Annotated in this window: 9 protein-coding genes; 5 read left to right on the forward strand and 4 right to left on the reverse strand. The window is 70.6% G+C overall.

Annotated features, from left to right (window positions below; genetic code table 11):
• The first annotated feature begins 60 nt into the window (after positions 1-60).
• Positions 61-1,803 carry a tRNA (5-methylaminomethyl-2-thiouridine)(34)-methyltransferase MnmD gene (mnmD, locus tag K8940_RS19455; RefSeq protein WP_223391703.1) on the forward strand — a complete coding sequence of 581 codons (1,743 nt, stop codon included), beginning with the start codon at positions 61-63 and terminating at the stop codon, positions 1,801-1,803.
• Positions 1,804-2,175: 372 nt separating this feature from the next.
• Here mnmD and K8940_RS19460 read toward each other — a convergent pair whose 3' ends face one another.
• Positions 2,176-3,387, reverse strand: a complete 1,212-nt coding sequence (locus K8940_RS19460; protein WP_223391704.1) for an OmpA family protein — start codon at positions 3,385-3,387, stop codon at positions 2,176-2,178.
• 256 nt (positions 3,388-3,643) lie between these two features.
• Between K8940_RS19460 and K8940_RS19465 the strand changes: the two genes are divergently transcribed.
• A complete protein-coding gene (locus K8940_RS19465) occupies positions 3,644-5,605 on the forward strand; it encodes a M10 family metallopeptidase (protein WP_223391705.1) in 1,962 nt (653 codons plus the stop codon).
• A gap of 16 nt (positions 5,606-5,621) precedes the next feature.
• On the opposite strand, the gene K8940_RS19470 is transcribed toward K8940_RS19465, so the two are convergent.
• From K8940_RS19470 to K8940_RS19480, 3 genes are read right to left on the reverse strand one after another with little or no spacing between them, the layout of a single operon-like run.
• Entirely contained in the window at positions 5,622-7,025 is a 1,404-nt protein-coding gene (locus K8940_RS19470) for an amino acid permease (protein WP_223391706.1), read from the reverse strand.
• Positions 7,026-7,061: 36 nt separating this feature from the next.
• Positions 7,062-8,270 (reverse strand): M24 family metallopeptidase, encoded by a 1,209-nt coding sequence (locus tag K8940_RS19475; RefSeq protein WP_223391707.1) that lies wholly within the window; start codon positions 8,268-8,270, stop codon positions 7,062-7,064.
• Positions 8,267-9,529, reverse strand: coding sequence for an NAD(P)/FAD-dependent oxidoreductase (locus K8940_RS19480; protein WP_223391708.1), 1,263 nt, complete (start codon positions 9,527-9,529; stop codon positions 8,267-8,269). The genes K8940_RS19475 and K8940_RS19480 overlap by 4 nt, the downstream gene beginning before the upstream one ends.
• A gap of 74 nt (positions 9,530-9,603) precedes the next feature.
• Here K8940_RS19480 and K8940_RS19485 point away from each other — a divergent pair, with 74 nt between their 5' ends.
• The 3 genes from K8940_RS19485 (at position 9,604) to K8940_RS19495 (ending at position 12,275) form a co-directional block, all read left to right on the forward strand.
• Positions 9,604-10,521 (forward strand): dihydrodipicolinate synthase family protein, encoded by a 918-nt coding sequence (locus K8940_RS19485; RefSeq protein WP_223391709.1) that lies wholly within the window; start codon positions 9,604-9,606, stop codon positions 10,519-10,521.
• A gap of 19 nt (positions 10,522-10,540) precedes the next feature.
• Positions 10,541-11,539, forward strand: a complete 999-nt coding sequence (locus tag K8940_RS19490; protein ID WP_223391710.1) for a 4-hydroxyproline epimerase — start codon at positions 10,541-10,543, stop codon at positions 11,537-11,539.
• A 94-nt stretch (positions 11,540-11,633) separates the two neighbouring features.
• Positions 11,634-12,275, forward strand: a complete 642-nt coding sequence (locus K8940_RS19495) for a GntR family transcriptional regulator (RefSeq protein WP_223391711.1) — start codon at positions 11,634-11,636, stop codon at positions 12,273-12,275.
• The last annotated feature ends 4 nt before the right edge of the window (positions 12,276-12,279 follow it).

Below are 12,279 nucleotides of genomic sequence, written 5' to 3' on the forward strand. Positions count from 1 at the left end.
CCCCTCCAGGGCGGCCCTTTTTCGTTGACGCCCGCCGCCCGCCGGCGCTCTAGCAGGCCGATGGATCCCACCGCTCCCTCCCCCCTCGTCTGGCGCGAGGACGGCCTGCCGCAGTCCAGCCTGTACGGCGACGTCTACTTCTCCAGCGTCGACGGCCTGGCCGAGACGCGGGCGGTGTTCCTGGCCGGCTGCGGCCTGCCGGAACGGTTCACAGAGCAACGGGACTTGGTGGTCGGCGAACTGGGCTTCGGCTCGGGCCTGAACATCGCCGCCCTGCTGGACCTGTGGCGGCGCAAGAAACCGGAAGGCGGCCGGCTCCACATCTTCTCGATCGAGGCCCATCCGCTGGCGCGCGACGAGGCCGCGCGGATCCTGGCCCACTGGCCCGAGCTGGGCGCGGCGGCCCAGGTGCTGCTGGACCACTGGCCCGGCCGCGCGCGGGGCTTCCACCGCGTCGACCTGCCCGGCTTCGACGCCGTGCTCGATCTCGCCGTCATGGACGTGGTCGAGGCGCTGGAGGCCTGGGAGGGCGCGGCCGACGCCTGGTTCCTGGACGGCTTCTCGCCCGCCCTCAACCCGGCCATGTGGCGCGACGAGGTGCTGGCCGCCGTGGCGAAACGCTCGGCTCCCGGCGCCCGCGCGGCGACCTTCACCGTGGCCGGCGCCGTGCGGCGCGGCCTGCAGGCCGCCGGCTTCGAGGTCGCCAAGCGCCCCGGCTTCGGCCGCAAGCGCGAGCGGCTGGAGGCGTGGCTGCCGGATGGTCGCGAGGTCCCGCCCCGCCCCGAAAGCCTAGCCGTCATCGGCGGCGGGATCGCCGGCGCGGCCCTGGCCCGCGCCGCGCGCGCCGAGGGCCTGGCGGTCACCGTCATCGACGATCCGCACGGGGTCGCCGCCTCGGGCAATCCGGCCGGCCTGGTCACCCCCGCCCTCGACGCCGGCGGCGGCCCGCGCGCGGCGCTGTACGCCCAGGCCTTCGCCCGCGCCGTCCAGCTGTACGCGGCCATGCCCGAGGTGATCGTCGCCCGCGAAGTGCTGCAGCTGCCCCAGACCGAGCGCGACCCGGCCCGCTTCGCCACCGTCGCCGGCCAGGACCTGTTCGAGCCCGGGACCATGGCCGTGACCGACGCCTCGGCCCTGGCCATGCGCGCGGCCCTGGTGGTCGAGCCGCCGGCGATCACCGCCGCCTGGTCCGGTGCGGTCGTCCGCCGCCGCGTCGCCCGACTGGAGCGCGATGCAGAGGGTTGGCGCCTTCTGGATGAGGCCGGCGACCTGATCGTCCGCGCCGATCGCGTGGCCCTGGCCGGCGGGGCGGACAGCGCCGGCCTGGCCCCCGACCTTGCCCTGAGCCCTGTGCGCGGCCAGGCCAGCTGGACTGACGGCGTCTCGACCCGACCCACGGCGTTCGGCGGCTATGCGGTTCCCACCCGCGCGGGCGTGCTGTTCGGCGCCACCCACGACCGGGGCCAGACCGCCATCGACGTCCGGCCCGAGGACCACGACCGCAACCTGGCGACCCTGGCCAAGGGCTTGCCGGACTTGGCCAAGCAGCTTTCGGGACGAACCTTCGAGGGCCGCGCGGCGGTGCGGGCGACCACGTCGGACCGCCTGCCGCTGGCCGGCGTCCGTGCGGACGGCGTGCTGGTTCTGACGGGGCTGGGCTCGCGCGGCCTGTGCCTGGCGCCGCTGCTGGCCGAGCATCTGGTGGCCAGGGCGTTGGGCGTCCCCTCGCCGCTGCCGCGCCAATTGTCGCACCTGGTCGAATCGGCCCGTTTCGACTCGCGCGCCCCCGGCGTCGGCGTATAATCGAACGCGGTTATCGGAGCGTCCTTGGCGGCCCCTTCCGCCTTGGCGTCACCAACCCACGCCAGGCCAGCGCCCCTTCAAGCCGGCCGCGTGACGGCGGTCCTCCGCCCTCTTGGCCCGCCGGAATTGGACGCTCCCGACGCCCCATCGGGAGCGTCTTTTCGTTGGACCTCCCCTCACGCGGGGAGGTGGCCCGACGCCCCATCGGGAGTGTCTTTTCGTTGGACCCTCCCCGCACGCGGAGAGGTGGCCCGACGCCGCATCGAGAGCGTCTTTTCGTTGGGCCGTCCCGGGAAACAGACCCCCACAAAAGGCTAGGGGGCCGACCCTAAGGCCGACCCCCAATCACCCCACCAATTTAGTTTCTTATTTTTAGAAGTTGATCGACACCGTCGAGCGGCGGTTCAGCGGTTCCTTCACGCCATCGCCGGTAGCGACGGCCGGAGCGCTTTCACCCTTCCAGTCGACCGACAGCGCCGTGGCGTTGACGCCCAGGCTGACCAGACCGTCGGCCACCGCCTTGGCGCGGCGTTCCGAGAGCTTCTGGTTGTACTTGTCCGAACCCGAGGTGTCGGTGTGACCCGTCACCACGATCTTCGAAGCGCCGCCGCCCTTGGCGTATTCAGCCGCTTGCTGGACCACGGCCTGGGCTTCCGGCGTCAGCACGTACTGATCGAACGGGAAGTAGACCACGAATTCGCGGGCCTCGTAGGCCGGCGCGGCCGGAGGCGGCGGCGGGGGCGGAGGAGCCGGCTCGGGCGGAGGCGGCGGGGGCGGCGGGGGCGGCGGCGGGGGCGGCGGGGGCGGCGGCGACCCGAAGGTGTAGCGCAGACCCAGGGTCACCGAGGTGTCCTTGTACTTGCCCGAGAAGGTGCCGACGTCGGTGATCGAGCCACCGGCCGGACCGGCGTTCTGCGTGACCGAACCCCAGTCGAGCTTCTTGGTCTCGAGGTAGCGGCCGGTCAGGTCCAGCGACCAGTTGGTGGCGAAGTTCCAGCCCAGGCCGACGATGCCCTGATAGGCGAACGCCTGGTCGACGTCATCGAAGCTGGTGTTCTGGAAGCGCGCCGCGCCGGTCGGAACACCCGACAGCTGGCCATAGACCTTGTTATGCACCCAGGCCGTACCGGCGCCGACGCCGACGAACGGGTTCAGGGCGGAGTTGGGCGCGAAGTCGTAGATGACGTTGGCCATCAAGGTCGAGGCCTTGAACTTGCCCACCGGCTCGCCGCAGTCGGGCGAGGCGGCCGAACGGCCGACGCCGGCGGTGCAGAGGCCGATCGGCTGGGCGCCGGACAGGCCCGCGCCGTGCACGCCCTTGATGTCGCTGGGGCGGTAGCCGTATTCGGCTTCCACACGCCAATTCGGAGTGAACTTGTAGCCCAGGCGGCCGAACGCGGCCCAATCGTGGTCGCTGCCGAAATTCCACTGATAGCCGTTGGAGGACGTCGCCTTGACGTCCTTGGGCTCGTGGTAACCGGCGTCCGCCGCGACGTAGAAGCCGCTCGTGGCGCTTTGGGCCAGAGCGCCCGAGGCGGCGCTTAGCGCAACCGCCGCGACGCCAACCAGCAAACGCATTCTCATCTCAATACCCTCTCAACAGAATGTCGCGGGCCCGACATGTCCCCGGGACCCAGCACGACAAACGCGCCATGTTCGAAATTAGGTGTGGCCCGCGCGCCACAGCGGCGCCCTTTTGCGAAAATTAAGGCGTCGTCCGCCATCATCCGGCAGCGCTTAGCTTGGCCAAAAACCTGCGCCTACTTGTCGCAAATAGCGGAGATTGCAGGAGAAATCAGTGAGGCCCATACTCTCGATCAAAGGCGCGTGGAGTATCGCCGTGAGCATTGAACCGTTTCCTCTGGCGTCTGACGATTCCGCGTCGATCTCGGGCGGCGAGACGCCCAACGCCTTCGTCAACGCCGACTCCCGCACGGGTGTCGTGGCCGGCAAGACCAGCCTGACCGTCGCCCAGGCGGCCTCGCAGCTGCTGCGCGGCGAGCCCGGCTGGTCGGCCGCGCTGAACACGGCCTTCACGGTGACCTACGCGTTCCGCGAGACCGCGCCGACGACCATGCCCAGCGACACCGGCGGCTTCTCGCAATTCTCCGCCGCCCAGATCCTCCAGGCCGAGAAGGCGCTGCAGGCCTGGTCGGACGTGGCCAACATCACCTTCGTCCGGGTCGGCGAGGGAACCACGGGCGTCGGCGCCTACAGCAACAGCGCCGCGATCCTGTTCGGCAACTACAGCTCTGGGGAGTCCGGCGCGGCGGCCTTCGCCTACTATCCGGGCAACATCGCGGCCAGCAGCATCTCCGGCGACGTCTGGATCAATTCCAGCCTCAGCTACAACGCCAACCCGACGGCCACCAACTACGGCGGCATGGTGCTGGTCCACGAGCTGGGCCACGCGATCGGCCTGGCCCACCCGGCCGACTACGACGCCGAGGCCAACACCACCCTGACCTACGCCGCCGACGCCGGCTATTACGAGGACAGCCGCCAGTACACGGTGATGTCCTATTTCAGCGAGAGCAACACCGGCGGTTCGTTCGGCGGCGTCTACGCCTCGGCCCCGCTGCTGGACGACATCGCCGCGGCCCAGCTGGCCTATGGCGCAAACATGACCACGCGCACGGGCGATACGGTCTACGGCTTCAACTCCAACGCCGGCCGCGACGTGTTCAGCGCCACGACCGCGTCGACCAAGCTGGTCTTCGCCGTCTGGGACGCGGGCGGGACCGACACCTTCGACTTCTCCGGCTACAAGGTCGCCCAGACCATCGACCTGCGCTCGGGCTACTTCTCCAGCGTCGGCGGCTCGACCGGCAATGTCACCATCGCCATGGGCGCGACCGTCGAGAACGCCATCGGCGGCACGGCGGCCGACACCATCAACGGCAACGCCGTCGCCAACCGCGTCACCGGCGGCCAGGGCAACGACGTGATGGACGGGGGCGCGGGCCTGGACACCGCCATCTATGTCGGCAAGTTCGCCAGCTACGCCATCAGCGCCAAGAGCGACGGCGGCTGGTCGATCAAGGACAACGCCGGGACCGACGGCACCGACAGCGTGATCAACATCGAGACCCTGGCCTTCTCGGACCGCACGGCCTGGCTCGTCGACAGCCGCGTCGCCGCCGCCATGACCAGCGTCCTGCGCCTGAACGCCCTCAATGTCAGCGCCGAGGCGACGACCAAGAGCCTGGCGACCGCCATGGCCTCGGGGACCAGCTACACGGACGCCATCACCCTGGTGACCAAGGCGGCGATCTCGACCAGCGCCGTGGCGGTGCTGTCCTACCAGTTCTTCACCGGCAAGACGCCCGGCGCGGCCGGCATGGACTACCTGGTCAATCCGGAAGGCGTGAACGGCAACAACCTCAACAGCGCCTACTACCAGTCGTTCAACATCGAGAACCGCTACATCAACTTCGCGGTCAACCTGGGCAAGGTGGGCGAGGGCAAGGACGCCTTCGCGGCGACCTACGGCGCCCTGTCGCTGTTCGAGGCCACGCGGAAGGCCTATGCGACGATCTTCGGCCTGAACCCGACGGACGAGAAGGTGCACGCCCTGATCGACGGGCGCGCCGACTACTTCGCCATCTATGGCGGCGACGGGGTCAACGGCCAGGGGACCAAGGCGGCCATGGTCGGCTGGCTGATGGCCGAGGCCGAGAAGGCCGACGTCGGCGTCTACGCCAAGTCCGCCGACGCCCTCTTCGCCGACCAGGTCACGCACAATGTCTATGGCGTCGACCTGATCGGGACCTACGCCAAGCCGGAATACAACCTGACCTGAGGCCCCCTCCCCGGACCTAGTTCAGCAAGCTCGCCCGCCGGCTGTAGGCCAGGTAGACGATCAGGCCGATCACGTTCCAGACCAGGAAGCGGATCAGCGTGCCCATCGGCAGGCTGGCCATGAAGTAGAGGCAGCCGACCACCGCCAGGGGCGCGACGACCCAGGCCGCCGGGCAGCGGAACAGCCGCGGCAGGTCGGGCCGGCGCACGCGCAGAACCATCAGGCACACCGCCACGCAGATGAAGGCCAGCAGGGTGCCGGCGTTGGACAGCTCGGCGATCTGGTCCAGCGGCAGGAAGCCGCCCACCACCGCCACCACCGCGCCGGTGATCAGGGTCAGGGTGACCGGGGCCCCGCTCTTGGCGTGCAGCTTGCCCAGGCCGCGCGGCAGCAGGCCGTCGCGGGCCATGACGAAGAACACCCGCGTCTGGCCGAACATCATCACCAGGATGACGCTGGGCAGGGCGATGATCGCGGCCGCGGCGATGCCGAAGGCGGCGGCCGGATGGCCCAGACCGCGCAGGATGAAGGCCAGCGGCTCGCCCGAGCGGGCGAACTCGGCATAGGGCCAGGCCCCGACCGCGCAGGCGGCGACGATCATGTAGATGATGGTGCAGATGATCATCGAACCGATGATGCCGATGGTCAGGTCGCGCTTGGGGTTCTTGACCTCCTCGGCCGAGGTCGACACCGCGTCGAAGCCGAAGAAGGCGAAGAACACGATGGCGGCGGCGGCCATCACCCCGCGCGGATGGCCGCCCTCGGTGTGGGCCGCGAAGCCGTAGGGCATGAACGGCGTGAAGTTCTGGCCCTTGATGGCCGTGAAGGTCAGGGCGACGAACACCGCCAGGGCGACGATCTTGATGACCACCAGGAAGATGTTCAGCGTGGCGCTCTCGCGCGCGCCCTTGGCCAGCATGGCGGTGATCGCCACGGTGATCAGCACGGCCGGCAGGTTGATGATCCCGCCGGCGTGGGGTCCGGCCAGGATCTCGGGCGGCAGGGTGATCCCCGCGCTCTTGAGCAGCCCGACCATATAGCCTGACCAGCCGACCGCCACGGCCGCGCAGGTGACGGCGTATTCCAGCACCAGGCTCCAGCCGACGATCCAGGCCAGGCCCTCGCCCAGCACCGCATAGGCATAGGTGTAGGCGCTGCCGGCCGCCGGGATCAGGGTCGCGACCTCGGCATAGGCCAGGGCGGCGAACACGCACAGCACCCCGCAGGCGGCGAAGGCCAGGATCACCGCCGGCCCGGCCCGCTCGGCGCCGATGCCGGTCAGGGTGTAGATCCCCGTACCGATGATCGCCCCGATGCCCAGGGCCAGCAGGTGCGGCCAGGACAGGGTCGGCTTCAGCCGGCGATCGGCCTCCACCGCGACGATCGCGTCGAGCGCCTTGCGGCGGGTCCAGAAACTCATGTGATCTCCCCCAGAACTCTAATGGTCGGCCCGCGGTCAGGCCTCGCCGAACGGCGCGTCGATCGAGGGCGAGGGCTCGGTGAACCAGGCCGCGCCGTCCTCGGTGACATGGAAATGGTCCTCGAGCCGCACGCCGAAGCGGTCGGGCAGCACGATCATCGGCTCGTTGGAAAAGCACATGCCGGGCGCCAACGGCGTGCGGTCGCCGCGCACCAGATAGGGCCCCTCGTGGATCGACAGGCCAATGCCGTGGCCGGTGCGGTGCGGCAGGCCCGGCAGGGCGTAGTCGGGACCCAGGCCGTGGCGCTCCAGCACCTGGCGGGCGGTCTGGTCGATCACCTCGCACGGCACGCCCGGGCGCACGGCGGCGAAGGCGGCGGCCTGGGCCTCGTGCTCGATGTCCCAGATCCGGCGATGCTCGTCGCCCGGCGCGCCGAAGACATAGGTGCGGGTGATGTCGGCGTTGTAGCCCTCGACCTGGCAGCCGGTGTCGATCAAGACGAGGTCGCCCTCGCCCAGGGTCTGGTCGCCGGGCAGGCCGTGCGGATAGGCGGTGGCCAGGCCGAACTGCACCGCGCAGAAGGTCGAGCCGCCGTCGGCGCCCGCCGCGCGGTGGGCCGTGTCGATGAACCGCTTGACCGCGCTGGCGGTGATCCCCGGCGCCAGGATCGCCCCGGCCCGGCGGTGGACGTCCAGGGTGATGGCCTTGGCGTAGCGCATGAGGGCCAGCTCGGCCGGCGACTTCACGCCCCGGCAGCCGTCGATCACCGGGGTGGCGTCGATCGCCTTCAGGGACGGCGCGGCCTTGCCCAGGGCGCTGAACAGGGAGAACGGCGCGGCCGGATCCAGGGCCAGGGTTCCGGCGCCGACTTCCGACAGGGCGCGGCCCACCAGGACGGCGGGATCCTCGTGTTCCTGCCACAGGCGGATGTCGGCCTCGATCTTCAGGTCGGCTTGCAGCGAGCCCAGTTCGAAGCCGGGACAGATCATGATCGGCCGTCCCCGCAGGGGCAGCAGCAGGGCCACCAGGCGCTCGGTCGCGCCCCAAGGCACGCCGGTGAAGTAGCGCAGGCTGGCGCCGGCCCCGACCAGCAGGGCCTCGCCGCCCAGGGCGGCGGTCAGGCTTCGCGCCCGCTCCAGCCGCGCCCCGTACTCGGCGACCGTGATGGCCGGCGGACGCCCCGGGCGGGGCGAAAGGCCCGCCAGTTGCAGGTCCATGGTCGAACCGCCGACGCCCAGGGTCATGCGTTGCTCCTCGTGTTCCATCCGCGCTCGAACCGGGCCAGGTCGAACGGCGCCAGGTCGGTGGCCGGGGCCGCGCCGCCCACCAGGGCCGCGACCCGCTCACCGGTCGTCGCCGCCAGGGTCAGCCCCAGATGCTGGTGGCCGAACGCATAGTAAAGATTGTCGACCCGCCGGCTGGCGCCGATGGCCGGAAGATAGTCGGGCAAGGTCGGCCGGGCGCCCATCCATTCGGCGACAGGGCCCTCCAGGCTCACGTCCAGCTCGGACAGATGCCGCCGCAGGCGGGCCCACTTGCGCGGATCGGCGGGCGAGGCTTCGCGGCCGAACTCGACGAAGCTGGCGGCCCGCAGGCGGTCGCCGAAGCGGGTCAGGATCAGCGAGCGGTCCTCGAACACCACCGGCGGCAGGTCGTCCCAATGGTCCGCGCCGCCCTCGAGGTGATAGCCGCGCTCGGCGATGATCGGCGCGACATGGCCCAGGCCCCGCATCAGCGCGCCGGACCCGACGCCGCCGGCGACCAGCACCCGCTCGGGCGCCAACTGCTGGCCGTCAGAGAGTTCGGCGACCACGCGACCGTCGACATTCGCCAAACGCCGGACCTGGCCGACTCGCCGCCGGCCGCCGGCCGCATCGAAGGCCTCGTCCAGCAGGCGCAGGACCAAGGCCGGATCGCTGACCTGGCCGGTGTTCTGGAAGGCGACCCCGCCCGCGATCGCCGGCTGGATCAGCTGCTCCAGGCGCGCCTTGGTCGGCTCGGCCAGGGGCGCCAGCCGGGCCTGGCCGATGTCGGCGGCTTCCCAGGCGGCGCGTCCGGCGCGGGCGCTGGCGGCGCTTTCCCAGACCACGACATGGCCGCGTTCGATCAGAAGGTCGGGGCGGCCCAGGCTCTCGGCCAAGCGCCGCCAGGCCGGCAGGGCGTTCTTGAGCAAGCCGCTCAGGGCCCGCTGTCCGTGCGCCGCGCCGTCAGCCGTCGAGGCCGCCACGAAACGGGCCGCCCATGGCCCCCAGGCGCCGATGTCCGCGAGACGGAAATCCAGGGCTCCGCCCAGGGCGAACAGCCGGCGGAAGGCCGAGGCCAGGGCGGCTGGCGAGGCCAGGGGCGCGACCTGCTCGGTGGCGATGTGGCCGGCGTTCCCGTACGAGGCCGGACGGGCCGACCCTTGCGGGTCCAGCAAGGTCACGGACTCTCCGGCGCGGCGCAGCGCCAGGGCGCAGGCCTTGCCGACCACGCCACCCCCGATCACCAAGGTTCCCGACATCCTGTCCACCCAGGCTTTACCTCCGCCGCTCCATTTCGTATACAGTATCCGAAGCAGCCGGAGGTGCAAGGCGTATGAGTTCCATGAATTGGTCGGGCGTGTTCCCGGCCGCGACGACCCAGTTCAACCCTGATCTGTCCATCGACATCGACGCCAGCCAGCAGGTGCTGGACGCCTTGATCCGAGATGGCGTGCACGGTCTCGTGGTGCTGGGCACCTGCGGCGAGAACAACTCCCTGGAAGCCGACGAGAAGCGCACGCTGCTGAAGGCCGCCGTCGAGGTGGTGGCCGGCCGCGTGCCGATCATCGTCGGCGTCTCGGAGCTGACCACGACCCGCGCCGCGGCCTTCGCCAAGGACGCCGAGACCCTGGGCGCCAACGCCCTGATGGCCCTGCCGGCCATGGTCTACGTGCCCACCGAGGCCGAGCTGGAAGCCCACTTCCGCACGGTCGCCCAGGCGTCCAGCCTGCCGATCATGCTGTACAACAACCCGCCGGCCTATCGCGCCGCCATCACCCTGGGGGTGCTGAGCCGCCTGGCCGACGAGCCGACCATCGTGGCGGTCAAGGAGAGCGCGCCCGACACGCGTCGCTTCACCGACCTGGCCCGCACGTTCGGCGATCGCTTCATCCTGATGGCCGGCCTCGACGACGTCGCGCTGGAAGGCCTGATGCTGGGCGCCCGGGGCTGGATCTCGGGCCTGACCAGCGCCTTCCCGCAGGAGTCGGTGGCCCTGGTGGCCGCCTTCGATCGCGGCGACCTGGAAGAGGCGCGCCGCATCTATCGCTGGTTCATGCCGCTGCTGCACCTGGACGCCGAACACGACCTGGTCCAGTCGATCAAGCTGGCCGAGACGATCATGGGCCGTGGGACCGAATATGTGCGCATGCCGCGTCAGCCCCTGGCCGGCGACCGCCGCGCCCAGGTCATCGCCATGGTCGAGGAAGCCGCCGCCACCCGGCCGCAGCTGACCCCGGCCGCTGCCGCCTAAGAAGCTACAGAGGAAGTCCATGCGTCACACGTTCTTCTGCGTCGACGGCCACACCGCCGGCAATCCGGTGCGTCTGGTGGCCGGCGGCGCGCCGCTGCTCCGCGGCGACACGATGAGCGCCCGACGCCAGGACTTCCTCGCCCGCTTCGACTGGATCCGCACCGGCCTGATGTTCGAGCCGCGCGGCCACGACATGATGTCGGGCGGGTTCCTGTATCCGCCGACCCAGGCCGACTGCGACGCCGGCATCCTGTTCATCGAGACCAGCGGCTGCCTGCCGATGTGCGGCCACGGCACGATCGGCATCGTCACCTTCGCCCTGGAGAACGGCCTGGTCACCCCGCGCGAGCCGGGCAAGCTGCGGCTGGAGGTCCCGGCCGGGGTCATCGACATCGCCTACCAGACCTCGGGCGACCGGGTCACGGCCGTGAAGATCCGCAACGTCCCGGCCTATCTGGCCAAGGAAGGGATCGCGATCGACGTGCCCGGCTTCGGCCCGCTCAGCATCGACGTCTCGTACGGCGGCAACTTCTACGCCATCGTCGAACCGCAAGGACCCTACGCGGGCATCGACGCCCTGGGCGCGGCCGAGATCCTGCGCCTCAGCCCGATCATCCGCACGCTGGTCCGCGAGGCCTACGAGCCGGTCCATCCGCTGGACCCGACCATTCGCGGGGTCAGCCACGTGCTGTGGGCCGACGCGCCCCGAGCCGCGGACGCCGACGGCCGCAACGCGGTGTTCTACGGCGACCGCGCCATCGACCGCAGCCCCTGCGGCACCGGCACCTCGGCCCGCCTGGCCCACCTGGCCGCCAAGGGCAAGCTCAAGGTCGGCGACGCGTTCGTCCATGAAAGCATCATCGGCAGCCGCTTCATCGGTCGCGTCGAGGCCGAAACCGAACTGGCCGGACAGAAGGCCATCATCCCCTCGATCGAGGGCTCGGCGATCGCCACGGGGCACAATATCCTCTGGATCGACCGCGCGGATGCATTCTGGGCGGGCTTTCAGGTGATCTAGACTCCCGCCGCCCGGTGGGTGACGGTATACGATAACGCCTCCCTCGACCGTGGAGGGCCGTCTTCCGCCCGCCCAAGAGACTCATTCCGCGCCTATGAACATCGTCGTCCGCTCGCTGTCCGACCAGACCTACGAGATCGTCCGCCGCCGCATCCTGGTGGGGGCGATGCAGCCCGGGGCCGCCGTACGCCAGGACGTCATCGCCGCCGAGCTGGGCGTCAGCAAGATTCCGCTGCGCGAGGCGCTGGGCCGGCTGGAGCAGGACGGCCTGCTGAAGTCCTATCCCAATCGCGGCTACGTGGTGCGCGACCTGTCCACCGACGAGGCCAGCGAGGTCTTCGCCCTGCGCCTGAAGCTGGAGCCCGGTGCGGTCGCCGACGCCTGCGTCCGCGCCACGCCCGGGGACCACGCCGACGCCGAAAAGGCCCTGGCCGCCCTGGAGGCCGAGCTGGCCAAGCCCGACGGCGACCATGTCAGCCTGAACCGCGCCTTCCACCTGGCCCTGATGCGGCCGGGCGGCCACATCACCTTCCAGCTGATGGAGCGCCTGCAGATCCTGGCCGAGCGCTATGTGCGGGTGCATCTGGAGCCCAACGGCCGCGACGAGCGGGCCAGCCGCGAGCACCGCGAGATCCTGGACGCCTGGATCCGGGGCGACGCCAAGACCGTCGAGGCCCTGACCGCCAACCACATCCGCGGCACCCTGTCGGACCTGAAGCAGCAACTGGCGGGCTGAGGGG

Source organism: Caulobacter segnis, from assembly GCF_019931575.1.
Taxonomy (GTDB): domain Bacteria; phylum Pseudomonadota; class Alphaproteobacteria; order Caulobacterales; family Caulobacteraceae; genus Caulobacter; species Caulobacter segnis_C.

Coding starts and splice junctions, on each gene's coding strand:
- K8940_RS19485 (WP_223391709.1), top strand. CDS start 9,604: ATGAGTTCCATGAATTGGTCGGGCGTGTTCCCGGCCGCGACGACCCAG.
- K8940_RS19460 (WP_223391704.1), bottom strand. CDS start 3,387: ATGAGAATGCGTTTGCTGGTTGGCGTCGCGGCGGTTGCGCTAAGCGCC.
- K8940_RS19475 (WP_223391707.1), bottom strand. CDS start 8,270: ATGACCCTGGGCGTCGGCGGTTCGACCATGGACCTGCAACTGGCGGGC.
- K8940_RS19490 (WP_223391710.1), top strand. CDS start 10,541: ATGCGTCACACGTTCTTCTGCGTCGACGGCCACACCGCCGGCAATCCG.
- K8940_RS19470 (WP_223391706.1), bottom strand. CDS start 7,025: ATGAGTTTCTGGACCCGCCGCAAGGCGCTCGACGCGATCGTCGCGGTG.
- K8940_RS19495 (WP_223391711.1), top strand. CDS start 11,634: ATGAACATCGTCGTCCGCTCGCTGTCCGACCAGACCTACGAGATCGTC.
- K8940_RS19480 (WP_223391708.1), bottom strand. CDS start 9,529: ATGTCGGGAACCTTGGTGATCGGGGGTGGCGTGGTCGGCAAGGCCTGC.
- mnmD (WP_223391703.1), top strand. CDS start 61: ATGGATCCCACCGCTCCCTCCCCCCTCGTCTGGCGCGAGGACGGCCTG.